The sequence below is a fragment of the Halomonas sp. 3H genome (assembly GCF_024206005.1).
Classification (GTDB): Bacteria; Pseudomonadota; Gammaproteobacteria; order Pseudomonadales; family Halomonadaceae; genus Halomonas; species Halomonas campaniensis.
Genome location: NZ_CP100360.1, coordinates 1017910 through 1035190 on the forward strand (window position 1 = coordinate 1017910; position 17281 = coordinate 1035190).

Genomic DNA, 17281 nt, shown 5'->3' on the forward strand with positions numbered 1-17281 from the left:
CCGGCATGGCCGGGAAGATGCCTCGATGATTCAAGGCGTCAGCTTTCATGAATCGTGAAGCAGGAGCGGGGATGATCCATGAGCGACAGGGGGAAGAGCGTCGATCCTGACGCAAGGACCGAGGACGTGGAGGTGCTGAAACAGGAGCGATACGAGCTGCTCCATCGTCTGGAGGTCTGGCTGGAAACGCCGATGATAGCCCTTGCGTTCGTGTGGTTGATGCTCCTGGTTGTCGAATTGATCCAGGGTGAGAGTCAGTTATTCAATTACCTTGGCGCGATGATCTGGGGCATCTTCATTCTCGACTTTTCCGTCAAGCTGGTGCTGGCCCCGGACAGGAGGCGTTACCTGCGGCGTAACTGGCTGACGGCCATTTCGCTGCTGATTCCCGCGCTACGGATGTTTCGCGCTTTCCGCATGTTTCGGTTGCTCCGCCTGGCGAGGGCGGGGCGCGGCTTGCGGCTGGTTCGCGTTGTCAGTTCGCTGAACCGTGGGATGAAGGCGCTCGGCGCGAGCCTGAGCCGACGAGGCTTTGGTTATGTCGTGGCTCTCACCACGCTGGTCACGTTTGCCGGTGCGGCCGGCATGTACGCTTTCGAGAGCGAGGTGCCTGGTGGCCCGAACAGCTACAGCGAGTCGCTGTGGTGGACCTCCATGATCATGACGACGATGGGCTCTCAGTACTGGCCACATACGGCAGAGGGACGTGTGTTGTGCGTCTTTCTGGCGCTTTATGCCTTCGCGATCTTCGGCTACGTAACAGCGGCGCTTGCCACCTTCTTCGTGGGCCGCGACGCCGATAGTAACGAGGCTGAATTGGCAGGTGCCAAACAACTGTCGATGCTGCGGGAGGAAGTGGTCGCCCTGCGCGATGAGATTCGCGCCCTGTCGCGTCAATCGCCCGAGTCGTGAAAGACCTGAACCGTTGCTCGGAGGCGACGGTTAACCTTGATCACCATGGCGGGATGTGCCGAGGTGATGGCAGTCCCGCGACTTCTGGTACACTCCCGCCATCATCGAGGTAGACGGAGACACGATGGAAACGGAACTCAGCGAGTTCGAGCGGCAGATGCGCCGCGAGATCAATACCTTCATGGACAACGCGCAGGATACCCGGCGCAAGGCGGCAACCACGCCCCCCGAATGGCCCAGTGAACCAGGCGACGACGCGCCCAAGGCGCCGCGCAGCAAGCCGGCCGGTTCGCCGAAGACCGGTCACCGGGTGAAGCTGGCGGTGCGCACCAAGCACCTCGAGGCGGACACCGTCTTCGAGCATGTCTCCTCCAGCATTTCCAAGATCGAGGCCCAGCTGGAAGCCGAGAAGGCCGCCCGCAAGGCCGGCTACCCCATCATCGGCTACGTGATCGAGACCACCCGGCTGTAATCCCCCCGCGGCTGGGCTAGGCTTGGGGCACTTCTCGTCCTGCCCCAGGAGCCGCCCGTGAGGATCACCCAGCTCAACATCTACCCGGTCAAGTCGCTGGGCGGTATCGCGCTGAATGAGGCCGAGTTGACCGCCGAGGGACTGGCCCATGATCGCCGCTGGATGGTGGTCGACGATATTGGCCGCTTCGTCACCCAGCGTCAGCTGCCGGCCATGGCAAGCGTTCGCGTGACCCTCGAGCCCGATGCCCTGGTGCTCACGCACCCCGAGGCGTCGTCGCTGCGGGTGCCGCTGGAGGCGGGAGAACGCTCCCGCCTCCCGGTGTACGTCTGGGAGGACCGCTGCGATGCCCTCGACGAGGGTGCCGAGGCTCGCGAGTGGCTGGGCGCGGTGCTTGGCGACGTCAAGGGCAGCGGCCTGCGCCTGGTGCGCTTCGCCCCCGACCATCGCCGCCCGGTGGAACCGCACCACCTGGCGCCCGGCGAGCGGGCCCACACTGCCTTCGCCGACGGCTACCCGCTGCTGGTGGTGAGTGAGGGGTCACTTGGCGAGGTCAACCGGCGCCTGGCCGCCAAGGGCCTCGACCCGGTGCCCATGAGCCGCTTCCGGCCGAGCCTGGTGGTCGATGACGCCAACCCCTTCGCCGAGGATGGCTGGGACACCCTGGCTGCGGCCGATGGCGCCTGGCGCCTGGGTCTGCGCAAGCCCTGCCAGCGCTGCAAGATCACCACCGTGGACCAGCAGAGCGGCGTGATTGCCGTACCCGGCGAACCGCTGCGCACCCTGGTGGAGATGAACAATCGCCTGGCCCCGGGGGGCTACTTCGGCCAGAACGCCATCGTGCTGGCGGGCGCCGGCGCCAGGCTTTCGGTGGGCGATGACATCATCGCGAGGGCCCGCCCATGACCATCGGCGCCATTCCCGTCGACCAGCGGGTCATCGGCATCGACTCCCGCCGCTTCGCCTCCGTCGAGAAGGCCCTGGTGGAGCTGATCACCAACAGCGATGACAGCTACGGGCGCCTCGAGCGCGCCGGCGAGGGCGTGAGCGGCGAGATCCGCATCGCGTACGAGCGCCACCAGAACGGGGCCCTGCTCAAGGTCACCGACCAGGCCGAGGGCATGTCGTTTGCCCGCGCCGCCGACATCCTCACCTATGGCGGGGCCCACAGCCCGCTCTCCCGCGGCGAGGGGGAGGGGCGCGGCTTCTTCGGCCGCGGGCTCAAGCAGGCGATCTACGGGCTCGGCCACGGCTGGCTCGAGACCCTGCACGAGGCCCGGCACACCCGCATCGAGCTGTTTCGCGACGCCAACGGCGGCTACCTCTTCGACGACGGCGAGGGAGACCGGGAGGCCACCGACGGGGACCACCGCCGGCTCGGCATCGCAGCCAACGGCACCCGGGTGACCCTCGTGGTGGAGAACCCCCTGGTGGCCATTACCCAGTTCCATACCCTGGCCCAGGCGCTGGCCAACAACGTCTACCTGCGCGATATTCTCGAGCGGCGCGTGGTGAGCCTGGCGCACCTGAGGCGCGGCCGGGTGGTGGAGGAGAGCGGCCGGATCCGTTTCCAGGAGCCGGCCGCGGTCGTGCTGCTCGGCCCCGAGCAGCCCGCCAGCTTTCTCTTCCAGCAGCGGGAGGTCCCCTTCACCCTGACCCTCAAGCGCTCCCGGGAGGCGGAGCTGACCCTGCACGGCGACGATCGCACCAACGGACTGGTGGTGCTCGCCGGCATGGCGGCCCTGGACTGCCAGCTGTTCGACTACGAGAACCAGGTGGGCACCGAGTACCTGTTCGGCAGCGTGCGCTGCCCGGCGCTGCTCGACAAGCTGGCCGAGGGCGAGGCGATCATCAGCGACGAGCGGGAGGGGCTCAATCCCCGCAACGCCTTCGTCAAGGCCTTCTCCCGGGCCGTCAGCCGCCTGATCGCCCCCCACGTGCTGGCCGAGCAGCAGAAGCTCAGGCACCTGGCCCGGGCGACCACCTCGCAGCGTACCGACCACATGATCGAGCACCTGCTGCAGCGCATGAGCCGCGCGGCGGTGCAGGACCTGGGGCTCGCGCCGCCGCCGGGCGGCGAGCCCCGCGAGGCGGCGGTGCTCGACACCGCGCTGCGCTTCACCACCCCCTTCTACTACCGCCGGCCGGGCCACCCCTTCCACGTGGCGCTGCTGGTAGACCGCGGGCAGCTGCCCGAGGGGGCGGAGCTCGCCATCGACTATGCGCTGCCCGACTCCCTTGCCATCGATGCCGCCCCCACCCGGGTGAGGGTGGACGAGCTCGACGCGGCGGGGCGCCTGGAGTGGACCCTGAGCGGCGAGGAGGAGGGAGCCTGCGGCGAGATCAACGTGCGCGCCGGCGCCTACTGGGCCTGGTGCGAGATCGTGCTCGCCCCCAACGCCTCCCGCCACGCCCACGGCGGGGTGCCCCATGCGCCGCGCCGCGGCCCGGCGCGGGACCACGGCGAGGCGATGTTCCTGGGCTACGAGTTCCGCAACCTCGAGGAGACCCTGGACCGTGCCGTCTACAGTCCCGAGGAACGCAAGATCCTGATCAATACCGGGGCGCCCACGGTGCAGCTCTACGTGGATGGTCGCGGCCACTTCCGTGACTCGGCCCGGCTGCTGCTGGCGGAGCTGTTCCTGGACGTGATCGCCGAGGAGCTGGCCACCCGCTCGCTGGAGAAATCGGGGCGCCAGGGCAGCGTCGCCGACTTCCATGCCACCAAGCAGGCGATCGTCCGTCGCTATGGCAGCGAAGTCCATCGCGCCTTCCTGAGCGGCTGATCCACCATCTGGCAGGCCTTTATGGAATGATTTTTCATGAAGTGGCTGCTGGGCTATCATGGCGGGCCCCATTCGTCACCCATCAGGAGCCCATCATGAGCTTTCACGTCTACCTCTCCGGCGAGATCCACACCGACTGGCGCGATGAGATCCGGCGCGGTGCCGAGGCGGCCGGCCTCGACGTGGTATTCACCGCCCCGGTGACCGACCACGCCGCCAGCGACGCCGCCGGTGATCACCTGGGCGAGACCCCCAGCCCGTTCTGGCGCGACCACCAGTCCTCCAAGGTCAACGCCATCCGCACCCGCACCCTGATCGAGCAGAGCGACCTGGTGGTGGTGCGCTTCGGCGACAAGTACAAGCAGTGGAACGCCGCCTTCGACGCGGGCTACTGCGCCGCCCTGGGCAAGCCCTACGTGACCCTGCACGACGCCGAGATCGTCCACCCCCTCAAGGAGGTCGACGCCGAGGCCCAGGCCTGGTGCACCACCACCGACCAGGTGGTCGAGATCCTGCGCTACGTGCTCGAGGCCTGATTCCGAGGCCGGCCCGGCGACCCCATCCGGGCCGCATGCTGGCGGTAAAGTTTTACGGACTTTTTAGCTGGCCTCGTGATTCCATCGGCGGTTGACTGAGCCGATGGGATGGGCCTGGGCATGGCCGCAGCAGAGACGACGCGTCGATGGGGAGGCAGCCGGGTGCAGGGCTGGGCACCGGTGCTCAAGGTGATGTCGGTGCTGTGGCTGGTGCTGGCGCTGTTCATGGCGATACCGTGGGCGGTCCTGCTGATCGAGCAGGAGCCCGACGCCCGGGCGTTCGGCCTGTCGATGGGTATCGTGCTGGGGGCCGTGGCGCTGACCTGGCTGGCGACCCTGAGGGTCAGGATCGAGCTCAAGCCCTGGCAGATGTTCGTGCTCACCACCCTCAGCTGGGTCTCGATCAGCGGTTTTGCGAGCCTGCCCCTGGTGCTGGGGGCGCCGCAGCTCTCCTTCACCAACGCGGTGTTCGAGTCGGTCTCCGCCATCACCACCACCGGCTCGACGGTGCTGGTCGGCATCGAATCACTCTCCGACGGCCTCAAGCTGTGGCGCGGCATCATGCAGTGGCTGGGCGGCATCGGCATCATCGTGATGGGCATGGCCATCCTGCCGTTCCTCAAGGTGGGCGGCATGCGCCTCTTCCACACGGAATCCTCGGACTGGTCGGACAAGGTGATGCCGCGCACCGGCGGCATCGCCAAGGCGACGCTGGGGATCTATTGCGGCTTCACGGTCACGGCGATGCTCGCCTACTGGCTGGGTGGCATGGCGCCGCTGGATGCCGTGGTACACGCCATGACCTCGCTGGCCACCGGGGGCTTCGCCAACTCCGACGCCTCCTTCGGCGCCTACGCCGGCCAGCCCCACCTGCTGTGGATGGCGAGCCTGTTCATGCTGGCCGGTGCCCTGCCGTTCGTGCTCTACATCCGCCTGCTGCGGGGCTCGCGGGGCTCGCTGTGGCGCGACCAGCAGGTCCGGGGGCTGCTGCTGCTGCTGGTGGTCGTGATCCTGTTGCTCACCGGGTGGCGCATGTGGCGGGGCACGCCGCCCTTCGAGGCGCTGACCCACGTCACCTTCAACGTGATCTCGGTCGTGACCACCACCGGCTATGCCTCGGATGACTACACGACCTGGGGCGCGCTCGCCGTCGTCGCCTTCTTTTACCTGACCTTCGTGGGAGGCTGCAGCGGCTCCACCAGCGGCGGCATGAAGATCTTCCGCTTCCAGGTGGCCGCGATCCTGCTGCGCAACCAGCTCCGCTACCTGATCCATGCCAGCGGGGTCTTCGCCTCACGCTACAATAATCAGCCGCTGACCGACGATATCACCCGTGGCGTCGTGGCCTTCTCGTTCTTCTTTTTCCTGACCATTGCCGGCCTGGCCCTGGGCCTTTCGATGATGGGGCTGGATATCGTGACGGCGCTCTCGGGGGCGGCCACGGCGGTGGCCAACGTCGGCCCGGGGCTCGGCGATACCATTGGCCCGGCCGGCAACTTCGTGTCGCTGCCGGACGCGGCGAAGTGGCTGCTGTGCGTCGGCATGCTGCTGGGGCGTCTCGAGATCCTTACCGTGCTGGTGCTGCTGACGCCGATGTTCTGGCGACAGTAGGCCGCCAGCTGACCTGACCCGAGGAGGGCCGGATGAGCATGACACCCGAAGGGCAAGGCCAGGCGATGCCGTCGCGATCCGCCCGCCTGCTGGTGGCACTCAGCGGCGGCAGCGAGGATGCGACCCTGGTGCGTGCCGCCCACCGCCTGGCGGAACGCGATGGCGTTCGCTGGCGGGCCATCCACGTGGACACCGGCCGCGACGATGCCGAGCGGCGGCTGGTGCTGGAGCGCGATTTCGCCATGGTGCAGCGCCTGGGCGGCGAGACGCGCGTGCTGCAGGGTCAGGATCGCGCCTCGGAGCTGCTCGACCATGCCCGTGAGCACCAGGTGGCCACCCTGCTGGTGGGCTGCTCGCGCCCCTCCGGCTGGCGGGTGTGGCGCCGCACCCTGGCAGAGCAGCTGCTGCGCCGTGGCGGTACCTTCGACCTGGTGGTGGTGGCCGAGGCCCGCAAGCGGCCGCGCTTTCGCCCGCGTCGGCGGCAGCTGTCCCTGCGCCTGCACGAACCGCTGGTCGCGCTGGCGAGCACGCTGGCGGCCCTGGCGGCGGCCTGGGGGCTCGACTTCTGGCTGGACCTGGCCAACCTCTCGCTGGTGTTCCTTGCCGCCGTGCTGGCCAGCGCGGCCCTGGCCGGGACCCGCGCGGCGATGCTCAGCGCCGTGCTCGGCTTCCTGGCCTTCAACTTCTTCTTTACTCAGCCGCGCTTCTCCCTGGCGATGGTCGAGCACAGCCAGCTGCTCACCGTGGTCTTCTTCCTGCTGGTGGCCCTGGTGGTGGGGCAGCAGGCCGGCAGCGGGCGTCGCCGGCTGCTGGCCCTGCGCGCCAGCCGCGAGCAGACCCACCGCCTACTGAGTTTCTCCCGGGCCCTGGCGGCCGCCACCGATCGCGCCCAGGTCACCGACATCGGCCTCTCGGCGCTCGAGCGCTGGCTGAGGGTGCCGGCCGTGCTGCTCGAGCGCGATGCGTCCCAGCCGGGCCTGGTGGTGCGCGAGGCGGTGCCGCCCGGCTCGACGCCCGACGCCGGTGCGCTCTCGGCGGCCACCTGGAGCTGGCAGCACCGCCGCCCGAGCGGGCACGGCACCGGGGATCTCGCCGACCAGCGCTGGCGCCTGCTGCCGCTGGTGGAGCATGACACCGTGCTGGGCGTGCTCGGGCTGGAACTCGCCGTGCGCGACGCCGCCATCGGCCCCGACCATGAGGCGCTGATCGATGCCGTGGTCAGCCAGCTCGCCATGGCGCTGGAGCGGACCCGCCTGGTCAGCGAGCTGGGTGAGGCGCGCCTCTCGGAGGAGAACGAGCGGCTGCGTTCGGCCCTGCTGTCGTCGGTGTCCCACGACCTGCGCACCCCGCTGGCCTCGATCATCGGCTCGGCCAGTTCGCTGCGCGACCTGGAGGCCCAGCTCGGCGCGGCGGATCGCCGCGAACTGCTCGATGGCATTCTCAGCGAGAGCGAGCGGCTGAACCGCTATATCCAGAACCTGCTGGACATGACCCGGCTGGGGCAGGGTGACATGAAGATCGAGCGGGACTGGGTCTCCCTCGACGACCTGGCGGCGTCGGCGCTCAAGCGCCTCGGCCCCTCGCTCGGCGGGCTGACGGTCGAGCGCGACTGGCCCGACGACCTGCCGCTGCTCCACGTGCATCCGGCGCTGATCGAGCAGGCGCTGGTCAACGTCATCGACAACGCGGTGCGCTTCTCGCCCGACGGCGGGACGCTGCGGCTGGAGGGCCGATGGCGGGAGGCGGAGCACCGGCTCGAGATCCGGGTAACGGACCAGGGGCCGGGGATCCCGCCGGAGCAGCGCGAGACGGTGTTCGACATGTTCACCACCGGTGGCGATGGCGATCGCAGCCGCTACGGCAGCGGGCTCGGCCTGGCCATCTGCCGCGGCATGCTGGGTGCCCACGGCGGGACCATCGCCGCCGAGCCCGGCCCTCATGGGGAGGGCACGACCATCGTGATGCAGCTGCCGCTGCCCGAGGAGAGCCCCCATGGCGAATGAATCGCGGCGGGTGCTGGTGGTGGACGACGAGCCGCAGATCCGTCGCTTCCTGCGGATCAGCCTGGCCTCCCAGGGCTTCCTGGTGAGCGAGGCGGCGACCGCTGCCGAGGGCCTGAGGAAGGCGCTGGAGGAGGCGCCGGACCTGGTGCTGCTCGACCTGGGCCTGCCGGACCTGGATGGCCAGCGCGTCCTCGAGACCCTGCGGGCCCGGAGCGCGGTGCCGGTCATCGTGGTCTCCGTGCGCGAGCAGGAGGGCGAGAAGGTCCGGGCGCTGGACAGCGGCGCCAGCGACTACGTCACCAAGCCGTTCGGCATCCAGGAGCTGCTGGCCCGGGTGCGCTCGCTGCTTCGCCGCCCGCTGCCGGGCGTCAACGACCTGGCCAGGTTGCGCTACCGTTGCGGCGAGCTGCTGATCGACCTGGGGGCCCGTCGGGTCACCCTGCAGGATGAGCCCGTGCACCTCACCCCCAAGGAGTACGCGGTGCTGGAGCGCCTGGCGCACCAGGCGGGCAGGGTGGTCACCCAGACCCAGCTGCTGCGCGACGTCTGGGGGCCCAGCCACGCGGACGACACCCACTACCTGCGCATCGTGGTCAGCAAGCTGCGCCACAAGCTGGGCGACGACCCCCAGGCACCCGAGCTGCTGCAGACCGAGGCGGGCGTGGGCTATCGGCTGCTGGCGGAACCCGAGCCCCGAGCGGGTACACGCGAGGAGAGCGTGCCATGAAGATCATCATTCTCGGCGCCGGCCAGGTCGGCGGCACCCTGGCCGAGCACCTGGCCCTCGAGGAGAACGACATCACGGTGGCGGACACCGACGTGGAGCGGCTGTTCCAGGTCGGCCTGATCTTCTTCTAGGGGAACGTCAGACCTCGCCAACCGGATGGCTTTCCTGGTCTACGCTGATCAGGGAAATCCCACGGGCTCCAGGGCAGGCGGGTGATGCGCATGGGGTCCTCGCACCGGAGGCTGCCATGTCGATCCGACTGACCGATCCCCTGCGCCGCGAGTATGAGCGGCTGTTCGAGAGCTGCGATACCCTGCCCCAGCGCCACGCCGAGGTGGAGCGCGGCGTCGACCGGTTGCTCCAGCACTGCGACCGCTACCAGGCCGTGGCTCACAGCCGCGGCATTCCCTGGGCCTTCCTGGCCGTGGTGCACCACATGGAGTCGGGCTGCCGGTTCGACTGCCACCTGCACAACGGCGACCCGCTCACCGGCCGCACGGTGCAGGTGCCGGCGGGCCGGCCCAAGCGCGGCGCGCCGCCCTTCACCTGGGAGCAGAGCGCCGAGGATGCCATGACCCTCAAGCGGCTGGGCGCCGACACCGACTGGAGCCTGGCGGGCACCCTCTACCAGCTGGAGCGCTACAACGGCTGGGGCTACCGCATGTACCACCCCCACGTCCTCTCCCCCTACCTGTGGAGCTTCTCGGGGCACTACACCAGCGGCCGCTACGTGGCCGACGGGCGCTGGTCCGACAGTGCCGTGTCGAAGCAGTGCGGGGCGGCGGTACTGCTGCGCCGCATGACCGAGCGTGGCCTGATCGACTTTACCGACCAGCCCGCCGCCACCCTCTACGCGGCCGTGGCGGCGGAGCCCGCCAGCGCCGAGGCGTCCAAGCGCAAGCCCCTGGTGCCGGCGCACCGCAAGCGGCGCGCCCGCCGCCAGGCCGAGGCCGAGGCGGCCGAGCACCTGCAGCGCTGGTTGAGCACCTTTCCCGGCATCTTCCTGCGCGTCGACGGCATCCCCGGCGACCGCACCTCGGATGCCTACCGTCTCGTGACCGGTCACTACCTGCCCGGCGACCCGCGCGTCGGATAAACCTGCGGCGTCGCGTCGTTGCCGTCCTCGTCGATGACCCACCATGAAGGAGCGTCAGGATGACCCAGGAGCGCTACCACCCCATCATCTACGTGCGCGGCTACGCCATGCGCGACAGCGAGATCGAGGCCACTGTCAACACGCCCTACATGGGCTTCAACCTGGGGGCGACCCGGGTCCGCCAGGGGCCCAGCGGACGGTTCGACACCTTCATCTTCGAATCCCCGGTGATCCGACTGATGAAGGACCACGGCTATCGGGACGTCTACGCGGAGGGGGCGGTAAGCGAGGCCCGGCTGCCGCGCAAGACCCTGCTGATCCACCGCTACTACGAGGACGAGGCGGGGGAGGGGCAGCGCCCCTCGATTCCCGAGGCGGCCCGGGCGCTCTCCGAGCGCATCCTGTGGCTGCGCGAGCGAGTCTGCGGCGATGATGCCGAGGCGAGGGCCTCCTTCAAGGTCTACCTGGTGGCCCACTCCATGGGCGGGCTGGTGTGCCGCTGCCTGCTGCAGAACCCCGCGGCCGGCAGCGCCGAGGCTCGCGCCTGTGTGGACAAGGTCTTCACCTACGGCTCGCCCCACGACGGCATCGAGATGGCCGGCCTCAACGTGCCGGGCTTCCTGGGCCTGTGGGACATCAACAACTTCAACCGCAGGAGCATTGCCGAGTACCTCAAGCTCACGCCGCAGGATGGCCGGGTCAACCACCTGGGGGGCCACTTCCCGCCGGAGCGCTTCTTCTGCCTGGTGGGCACCAACCACCGCGACTACAACGCCACCCGTCACGTGGTGGGCTCGCAGAGCGATGGCCTGGTCAAGATCGACTGTGCCTGGATCCAGGACGCCCCGCGGGTGCACCTCTACCTGGCGCACAGCGGCCCCTTCGGCATGGTCAACTCCGAATCGGGCTACCAGAACCTGACGCGCTTCCTGTTCGGCGATGCCCGCATGCTGGGGCGCATGGTGGTCGAGCACCTGCCGCTGCCCCCGTCGCTGCAGCAGGCCCGCGACGAGGGTCGCGACATCGAAGGCAGCTACCACTTCGAGTGCACGGTAGCACCGCGCCTCTACCCGCCCGTGGCCCTCTCCGACCGCCGGGTGGAGCACGATTCGGCGATCTTCCGTCGTTACGACGAGATGTGCCATCCCGAGCGGGCCGGTCTGGATCATGCCCGCCATCCGGTGCTCTTCTCGGTCTACCTGGACAGCTCGAAGATCACCGTTACCCAGGGGCGCACCATGATGCTGGTGGCCGACATCGCCGTGCGCAGCACCGAGTTCAAGGTGGGCGGGCGCTGGTTCGTCAACCGCCGGGTCCCGGACGAGAACCTGTTTCGCGAGAAGGTGGTGATACTGGCCACCGCCGATGCCGGGGGCTGGCGCCTGCGCTATATCCTCGGCGACGAGGACTGGGGCGAGGGGCGCGGCCGGCCGGTCAGGGAGGACGCCCAGGGCCGCTACGTGCCGCTCACCAGCCGCAAGGGCTTCAAGGCGCGGCTCTACCTGCGCATCGATCCCTGGCAGTGAGGCGTCGCCCGGGCATCAAGGACAACGCCGCCCCCGGCCTTGGCCGGGGGCGGCGTCTCTCGCGGTCGTGCCCTGTGTCGAGCGCGCCTGTCGGATTGGGGAAGAGGCTCAGAGGGTCATGAAGGGCGTGGCCTCGCCGTCGCGGAACTGGTAGACGTCCCAGTCGCCCTGCTTGGGCCCGGGCATGCCGGGGGTGCCGATGGGCATGCCGGCCAGGCCGATGCCGCGGGTGTCGGGGCGCTCATCGAAGAGCTTCTCCAGCGCCTCGAAGGGCACGTGCCCCTCGATGGCGTAGCCGCCCATCTGGAGGGTGTGGCAGGAGCCGAGACCATAGGGCAGGCCGACGCGCTGCTTGATCTTGCCCACCTCGATGTCGTCGACGATCTTCACCGTGACCCCGCGGGCCTCGAGCTGGCGCGCGTACTCGTCGCAGCAGCCGCACTGGGGGTTCTTGAACATCGTCGCCTTGTCGGGCAGGGCGGCCTGGGCGGTGCCGGCGCCCAGCAGCAGGGCGGCGGAGAGCAGGAGGATGGAGCCTTTGCGGTTCATGAGCGGGCCTCCGGAAGGTCGCGGGATGTGGGGCGGGAGGAGAACAGGTACTTGGCGAGGGCGGCGATGCCGAGGCCGAGCAGGGCGAGCATGGCCAAGGGCATCAGCCAGCCCAGCCAGGGCAGGTTGCCCATCAGGGCAAGACAGGTGTTAAGCATGGGAGTATCTCCTGACGAACGGGTCCGAATGGGTCGGGAAGGCGCGCGGCCTTCGGGGCGGAGGGTTCCGCCGGGCGTTCGGTCAGGCCCTGGGAGGGCGCCGGGGGGGCAGGGGACGGTGGACGATCACGGCCAGCGCCGGGGCGAAGGCCGGGAAGCGGTGAGCGGCCGTGGCCAGGTCGATGGAGGGTGGCAGCGCCGCGCAGCTGGCGCAGCGAGGCTCGTCCGGCGTGTCGCCGTCGAGCAGCTGCGCCGGGGCGGCGAGGCCGCAGTCGGCCTGGTGGCTCTCCATGGCGCCATGGCTCGAGAGGCTGGTCACCGCCAGCAGCAGCGCGAGGAGCAGGGCCAGCAGGCGGCCTCCTCCTGCGCTGTGCCTTGATGCGATGACGGGGCGAGTCATGACGATGCCTCCTGGGTGATGGTGTCAGGATGCCGCGTCGTGGCAAGGGTTGCCTTGACCTGGCGCAATAACCCGGAGGGCGAGGGGCTTCCGGGTCAGGTCGTGCATGGCGCACGCATGCGTTCCATCTCGGCGAACATCTCCTTGACCCTTGGGTGACGCAAGGGTTCTAGGCTGGAAGCAGGACGAGGGGCATGTCCCCGTTCGCCAGCGAGCTCAGGGTCTGGCCCTGGCATGCCCCGCGTTATCTCTATGGTACCGCAAGGAGATTGATACCCATGAACACCGTCACTTCGGCGTCCTCCCCGCAGCACGAGACGGCTCGTGTCTACCGCATGAAGACGGAGGAGCACCTGTGCCCGTTTGGCCTGAAGACCGTGGACCTTCTCAAGCGCAAGGGCTACGAGGTAGAGGATCACACCCTTACCTCGCGCGAGGCCATCGAGGCGTTTCAGGAGCAGGCCGGGGTCGACACCACCCCCCAGGTCTATATCGGCGAAGAGCGCGTTGGGGGCTATGAAGAGGTTCGCGCCTATCTGGGATTGAGCGTGCCCGGCGAGAAGGAGACGACCTATCAGCCGGTCATCGCCATCTTTGCGACTTCGCTGCTGATTGGTCTGGCGGTGAGCTTGGTGGCCAGTGGCACACTCGTCTCGTTGCGCATGCCGGAGTATGCGATTGCCACCGCCATGATCCTGCTGGGACTTCAGAAGCTGCAGGATATCGAAAGTTTCAGCACCATGTTTCTCAACTATGACCTGCTCGCCCAGCGTCATGTCCGCTACGGCTACGTCTACCCCTACGCCGAGACCCTGGCCGGACTCCTGATGCTGGCAGGCGCCATGACATGGTTCGCCGCCCCCCTGGCCCTGTTCATCGGCACGGTGGGTGCCATCTCGGTCTTCAAGGCCGTCTATATCGAAAAGCGTGAGCTGAAGTGCGCCTGTGTCGGGGGCAACAGCAAAGTCCCCCTGGGGTTCGTGTCCCTGACCGAGAACCTGATCATGATGGGTATGGGGATCTGGATGCCCCTGAAACTGCTCATCCTGTGATGACAACATGGATGACCGAGTCAACGGATCGCACGCCTGTGTTCAAGGCAGGAAGCCTCTCCCTGGTCGGTGCGATTGGCCGGCTTAGGTGTTCTGGCCTTGTTAGCGTCTCGCTACTCGTTTCGATCATTCGGATGATGCCCGAGATGGCGGTGCATCAGGACGTGCATCCCCAGGCAGAGTCCCATCGGCAGGAGCAGCAGCCAGGCGGCGCCTAAGGGGTTGCCGCGCCACAGCACGATCAGCATGGCGACCCCCATCAGCACCAGGCAGGCGGTCATCATCCAGTGGTGAAGTCGGTTCATGTCGATTCTCCCTGGGGGTTCTCGCGGACGAAGCGCCGCTTGAGCAGCAGCGAGTTGCCGATCACAGAGAGCGAGCTGGCGGTCATGGCGATGACGCCGATCATGGGGTGCAGAAGGCCGATGGCGGCGATGGGAATGGCCGCCACGTTATAGGCACTGGCCCAGATCAGGTTCTGGACAATCTTGCCGTAGGTGGCGCGGCTGAGATGCATGGCGTCCACCACGGCGGTCAACTCGCCGCGTACCAGGGTCACGTCGGCGGCCTCGATGGCCACGTCGGCCCCGGCACCGATGGCGATGCCCACGTTGGCCTGGGTGAGGGCGGGGGCGTCGTTGATGCCGTCGCCGACCATGGCCACGTGGTTGCCGTGCTTTTCCTGCAGCGCGCGGATGGCATCCACCTTGCCCTCCGGCAGCACGCCAGCCTGGACCTCATCGATGCCGACTTCGTCGGCTACTGCCCGGGCGGCACGCTCGTTGTCGCCGGTGATCATCACCACGTGCAGGCCCAGGTCATGCATGCCGCGGATGGCCTCGATCGATTCCTCCTTGAGGGTATCGGCCACGGCGACCAGACCCAGGGCCTGTCCGTTGGAGGCGACGATCACCACGGTGCGCCCCTTGCCCTCGAGCTCGCCCATGGCGCCATCCAGGGCCTCGAGGCCGGTCACACCCTCTTCTTCCAGCAACCGGCGATTGCCGATCAGCACCGCTTCATCGCCCACCTTGCCCGAGACGCCGCGGGCGCCGGTGGAACGGAACTCGCTGACCTCGCCGGGTGTCACGTCACGTTCCCTGGCACCCTCGACGATGGCCCGGGCGATGGGGTGCTCCGAGGCGTTCTCCACGCTCGCCGCCAGGGTCAGCAGGCGCGTTTCCTCGACGCCCTCGGCGGTGACGGCATCGGTGAGCTTCGGCTCGCCGCGGGTGATGGTGCCGGTCTTGTCGAGCACCATCACCTTGACGTCCTTGAAGGTCTGGATCGCCTCGCCGGAGCGGATCAGAATGCCGCGTTCGGCGCCGATGCCGGAGCCCACCATCAGCGCTGTGGGGGTGGCCAGGCCCAGGGCGCAGGGGCAGGCGATGACCAGTACGGCCACGGCGGCCAGGATGGCCAATATCGGCGTGGCGGCCTCGGGGTTTACCCAGGGCAGGAAGTTGGCGCCCCAGTCGAGAATCGGGCGCATGACATCCGGAATCAGCAGCCACACGACCAGGCTGGCCAGGGCGATCAGCAGCACCGCCGGCACGAAGCGGCCGGTCATGCGGTCGGCGAACTCCTGGATCGGCACCCGCGAGCCCTGGGCCTGGTCGATCAGCTTGACCACCTGGGAGAGGAAGGTATCGCCGCCGACCCGGGTCGCCTTGACCCTCAGGCGCCCCTCCTTGTTGATGGTGGCGCCGATCACGCTGTCGCCGCTGCTCTTGTAGACCGGGATCGACTCGCCGGTGGCGATGGATTCGTCGAGATGGCTCTCGCCCTCGACGACCTCGCCATCGGTGGGGATCTTGTCGCCGGGACGCACGATCATGATGTCGCCGGTTGCCAGCTCCTTCACCGGCACCTCGACCTCCTCGCCGTCGCGCTCCACCCGCGCCGTCTTGGCGCCCAGGGTCATCAGGCGGCGGATGGCCTGGGAGGCGCGCCCCTTGGCCAGGGCTTCAAGATAGCGGCCGAGCAGGTGGAAGGTCATGATGGTGGCGGCCATCTCGATGAACGAGGTCATCGGGGTGATGAAGCCGACCAGGCCGATCAGGTAGGGCGGCAGGCTGCCCATGGAGATCAGCACATCCATGTTGAAGGTGCCGTTCTTCAGCGAGCGCCAGGTCGACCTGTGGGTGGCGATGCCGCCATACAGAAATACCACCGGGAAGGCCAGCACGGCGATGATGGCCAGGTAGCCGGGAATCGGCTGCCAGAACATGTGCGGCATCATCAGCAGCATGATCAGGGTGGTGGGTATCGCGGCGATGATCAGCCGCTTGCGGGCCTGGGAAAGGTAGGCCTCCTCGATCTCGGCGTCGTCGGCTTCCTCCGTGTCGTCGGCCTGGACGGCGGCCACGTCATAGCCGGCCCCCTCGACGGCCTTCTTCAAGGTATCGCCGTCGGGCCCCCCGTCCTCGATGGCCACGCTGACATGGTGGTTGGCAATATTGGTCTGGATCTCGCCCACGCCATCGAGGCGTTCCAGTGTCTTGCGCACGATGCCGGCACAGTGGTCGCTGCCCATGCCGGGCACCGTCAGGATGATCGTGTTCGGCGTCGAATCGCTCATCGCATGCCTCCTGCTCACATCGACGAATGGACGGCCAACCCTGGCCGCCCGTTCCGTTGCCGACTCAGTGAAAGACCCGATCAGTGATGGGCGTCGTGATCAATCGGGCCCGGTGCCCCCCATGCGCGGGGCATCGCGTCACGCAACTGCTGGCGCTGCTCGTCGCTGAGCAGGTCGTGCATGGCGTTACGCATGCGCACCATCTCGGCCATCATCTCGCCGTGCAGCTCGGCCATTCGGCCGTGCATGGCCTGAACGGCCTCGGGATCGGGACGCTCGCCGTGCATCTCGGCCATCAGGTCGTCGCGCAGGTTCATCAGCCGGCCCTTGCGCTCGAACTGGGCGGGACGGTGCGCCTGCATGAGCTCGCGCATCTGGCTGCGTTGGTCGGGGTCGAGCATCGACATCATGCCCATGCCTTCGCCCATCATCGGACAGGGCATCATGCCGCCGCCCATCATTCCGCCCATCATGCCGGGGCCCATGCCGCCCTGGCCGCTGCCCATCATTCCGCCCATCATCATGCCGGGGCCCATGCCGCCCTGGCCGCCGCCGCTCATCATTCCACCCATCATGCCGGGGCCCATGCCGCCCATCATGCCGCCTCCCTGGCCGGGTTGAGTGTCCGGCATGCCCTGGGCGAGGGCGGTGCCTGCCCCACTGGCACCGATGGCCAGGGTGAGACCGAGGGCGAGAGCGTGTTTACGAATGTTCATGATCGTTCTCCTTGCTGCCGATTGACCCTGCCGAGGGCCACTGATCACAGCTTTCCGGCGATGTGCGGCACAGAGGTCAATGCCGTGCTGCTACGGTTGAGTGTCAGGGAAACTACTCAGGTCTCAGGACCGGAAGCGCTGCGTCAGCAGGTAAAG

The 17281-nt window shown here is 68.2% G+C and carries 18 protein-coding genes; 12 read left to right on the top strand and 6 right to left on the bottom strand.

Annotated features, from left to right (window positions below):
• Positions 1 to 78: 78 nt before the first annotated feature.
• The 11 genes from NFC98_RS04850 to NFC98_RS04900 all read left to right on the top strand — a co-directional run bounded on the left by NFC98_RS04850 (position 79) and on the right by NFC98_RS04900 (position 11669).
• A complete protein-coding gene (locus NFC98_RS04850) occupies positions 79 to 912 on the top strand; it encodes an ion transporter (RefSeq protein WP_254277010.1) in 834 nt (277 codons plus the stop codon).
• A 124-nt stretch (positions 913 to 1036) separates the two neighbouring features.
• On the top strand, positions 1037 to 1384 hold the full coding sequence (locus NFC98_RS04855) for a hypothetical protein (protein WP_254277011.1): 348 nt from the start codon (positions 1037 to 1039) through the stop codon (positions 1382 to 1384).
• Positions 1385 to 1441: 57 nt separating this feature from the next.
• The gene (locus tag NFC98_RS04860; RefSeq protein WP_254277012.1) at positions 1442 to 2290 is read left to right on the top strand and encodes an MOSC domain-containing protein; all 849 of its coding nucleotides are present in this window, start codon (positions 1442 to 1444) and stop codon (positions 2288 to 2290) included.
• Positions 2287 to 4170 carry a hypothetical protein gene (locus NFC98_RS04865; protein ID WP_254277013.1) on the top strand — a complete coding sequence of 628 codons (1884 nt, stop codon included), beginning with the start codon at positions 2287 to 2289 and terminating at the stop codon, positions 4168 to 4170. Before NFC98_RS04860 ends, NFC98_RS04865 begins: the two co-directional genes overlap by 4 nt.
• A 95-nt stretch (positions 4171 to 4265) precedes the next feature.
• Entirely contained in the window at positions 4266 to 4706 is a 441-nt protein-coding gene (locus tag NFC98_RS04870; protein WP_254277014.1) for a YtoQ family protein, read from the top strand.
• A 120-nt stretch (positions 4707 to 4826) separates the two neighbouring features.
• Complete coding sequence (gene trkI / locus NFC98_RS04875; protein WP_254277015.1) at positions 4827 to 6317, top strand: Trk system potassium transporter TrkI; 1491 nt, start codon at positions 4827 to 4829, stop codon at positions 6315 to 6317.
• Positions 6318 to 6349: 32 nt separating this feature from the next.
• Complete coding sequence (locus tag NFC98_RS04880; protein WP_254277016.1) at positions 6350 to 8320, top strand: ATP-binding protein; 1971 nt, start codon at positions 6350 to 6352, stop codon at positions 8318 to 8320.
• Positions 8310 to 9047, top strand: a complete 738-nt coding sequence (locus NFC98_RS04885) for a response regulator (protein ID WP_254277017.1) — start codon at positions 8310 to 8312, stop codon at positions 9045 to 9047. Before NFC98_RS04880 ends, NFC98_RS04885 begins: the two co-directional genes overlap by 11 nt.
• Positions 9044 to 9178: an NAD-binding protein gene (locus tag NFC98_RS04890; RefSeq protein ID WP_254277018.1), complete on the top strand. Its 135-nt coding sequence runs from the start codon at positions 9044 to 9046 to the stop codon at positions 9176 to 9178. The genes NFC98_RS04885 and NFC98_RS04890 overlap by 4 nt, the downstream gene beginning before the upstream one ends.
• A gap of 116 nt (positions 9179 to 9294) precedes the next feature.
• Positions 9295 to 10143 carry a hypothetical protein gene (locus NFC98_RS04895; protein WP_254277019.1) on the top strand — a complete coding sequence of 283 codons (849 nt, stop codon included), beginning with the start codon at positions 9295 to 9297 and terminating at the stop codon, positions 10141 to 10143.
• 59 nt (positions 10144 to 10202) lie between these two features.
• Positions 10203 to 11669, top strand: coding sequence for a triacylglycerol lipase (locus NFC98_RS04900; protein ID WP_254277020.1), 1467 nt, complete (start codon positions 10203 to 10205; stop codon positions 11667 to 11669).
• A gap of 108 nt (positions 11670 to 11777) precedes the next feature.
• On the opposite strand, the gene NFC98_RS04905 is transcribed toward NFC98_RS04900, so the two are convergent.
• The 3 genes from NFC98_RS04905 to NFC98_RS04915 form a co-directional block, all read right to left on the bottom strand.
• Positions 11778 to 12218 carry a DUF411 domain-containing protein gene (locus NFC98_RS04905; protein ID WP_254277021.1) on the bottom strand — a complete coding sequence of 147 codons (441 nt, stop codon included), beginning with the start codon at positions 12216 to 12218 and terminating at the stop codon, positions 11778 to 11780.
• Positions 12215 to 12376 carry a hypothetical protein gene (locus NFC98_RS04910; protein ID WP_254277022.1) on the bottom strand — a complete coding sequence of 54 codons (162 nt, stop codon included), beginning with the start codon at positions 12374 to 12376 and terminating at the stop codon, positions 12215 to 12217. Before NFC98_RS04910 ends, NFC98_RS04905 begins: the two co-directional genes overlap by 4 nt.
• Positions 12377 to 12458: 82 nt before the next feature.
• Positions 12459 to 12776 (bottom strand): hypothetical protein, encoded by a 318-nt coding sequence (locus NFC98_RS04915; RefSeq protein WP_254277023.1) that lies wholly within the window; start codon positions 12774 to 12776, stop codon positions 12459 to 12461.
• A 278-nt stretch (positions 12777 to 13054) separates the two neighbouring features.
• Between NFC98_RS04915 and NFC98_RS04920 the strand changes: the two genes are divergently transcribed.
• On the top strand, positions 13055 to 13828 hold the full coding sequence (locus tag NFC98_RS04920; protein WP_254277024.1) for a glutaredoxin: 774 nt from the start codon (positions 13055 to 13057) through the stop codon (positions 13826 to 13828).
• A gap of 113 nt (positions 13829 to 13941) precedes the next feature.
• On the opposite strand, the gene NFC98_RS04925 is transcribed toward NFC98_RS04920, so the two are convergent.
• From NFC98_RS04925 to NFC98_RS04935, 3 genes are all read right to left on the bottom strand, one after another.
• Positions 13942 to 14133, bottom strand: coding sequence for a hypothetical protein (locus tag NFC98_RS04925; RefSeq protein ID WP_254277025.1), 192 nt, complete (start codon positions 14131 to 14133; stop codon positions 13942 to 13944).
• Positions 14130 to 16409: a cation-translocating P-type ATPase gene (locus NFC98_RS04930; RefSeq protein ID WP_254277026.1), complete on the bottom strand. Its 2280-nt coding sequence runs from the start codon at positions 16407 to 16409 to the stop codon at positions 14130 to 14132. The genes NFC98_RS04925 and NFC98_RS04930 overlap by 4 nt, the downstream gene beginning before the upstream one ends.
• 80 nt (positions 16410 to 16489) lie before the next feature.
• Positions 16490 to 17125: a Spy/CpxP family protein refolding chaperone gene (locus NFC98_RS04935; protein ID WP_254277027.1), complete on the bottom strand. Its 636-nt coding sequence runs from the start codon at positions 17123 to 17125 to the stop codon at positions 16490 to 16492.
• Positions 17126 to 17281: the final 156 nt, after the last annotated feature.

Bases quoted from the DNA above. Each gene is read 5' to 3' on its own strand.
- NFC98_RS04890 (WP_254277018.1), top strand. From the start codon at position 9,044: ATGAAGATCATCATTCTCGGCGCCGGCCAGGTCGGCGGCACCCTGGCC.
- NFC98_RS04855 (WP_254277011.1), top strand. From the start codon at position 1,037: ATGGAAACGGAACTCAGCGAGTTCGAGCGGCAGATGCGCCGCGAGATC.
- NFC98_RS04930 (WP_254277026.1), bottom strand. From the start codon at position 16,409: ATGAGCGATTCGACGCCGAACACGATCATCCTGACGGTGCCCGGCATG.
- NFC98_RS04920 (WP_254277024.1), top strand. From the start codon at position 13,055: ATGAACACCGTCACTTCGGCGTCCTCCCCGCAGCACGAGACGGCTCGT.
- NFC98_RS04935 (WP_254277027.1), bottom strand. From the start codon at position 17,125: ATGAACATTCGTAAACACGCTCTCGCCCTCGGTCTCACCCTGGCCATC.
- NFC98_RS04895 (WP_254277019.1), top strand. From the start codon at position 9,295: ATGTCGATCCGACTGACCGATCCCCTGCGCCGCGAGTATGAGCGGCTG.
- NFC98_RS04885 (WP_254277017.1), top strand. From the start codon at position 8,310: ATGGCGAATGAATCGCGGCGGGTGCTGGTGGTGGACGACGAGCCGCAG.
- trkI (WP_254277015.1), top strand. From the start codon at position 4,827: ATGGCCGCAGCAGAGACGACGCGTCGATGGGGAGGCAGCCGGGTGCAG.
- NFC98_RS04900 (WP_254277020.1), top strand. From the start codon at position 10,203: ATGACCCAGGAGCGCTACCACCCCATCATCTACGTGCGCGGCTACGCC.
- NFC98_RS04870 (WP_254277014.1), top strand. From the start codon at position 4,266: ATGAGCTTTCACGTCTACCTCTCCGGCGAGATCCACACCGACTGGCGC.
- NFC98_RS04865 (WP_254277013.1), top strand. From the start codon at position 2,287: ATGACCATCGGCGCCATTCCCGTCGACCAGCGGGTCATCGGCATCGAC.
- NFC98_RS04910 (WP_254277022.1), bottom strand. From the start codon at position 12,376: ATGCTTAACACCTGTCTTGCCCTGATGGGCAACCTGCCCTGGCTGGGC.
- NFC98_RS04925 (WP_254277025.1), bottom strand. From the start codon at position 14,133: ATGAACCGACTTCACCACTGGATGATGACCGCCTGCCTGGTGCTGATG.
- NFC98_RS04915 (WP_254277023.1), bottom strand. From the start codon at position 12,776: ATGACTCGCCCCGTCATCGCATCAAGGCACAGCGCAGGAGGAGGCCGC.
- NFC98_RS04880 (WP_254277016.1), top strand. From the start codon at position 6,350: ATGAGCATGACACCCGAAGGGCAAGGCCAGGCGATGCCGTCGCGATCC.
- NFC98_RS04905 (WP_254277021.1), bottom strand. From the start codon at position 12,218: ATGAACCGCAAAGGCTCCATCCTCCTGCTCTCCGCCGCCCTGCTGCTG.
- NFC98_RS04850 (WP_254277010.1), top strand. From the start codon at position 79: ATGAGCGACAGGGGGAAGAGCGTCGATCCTGACGCAAGGACCGAGGAC.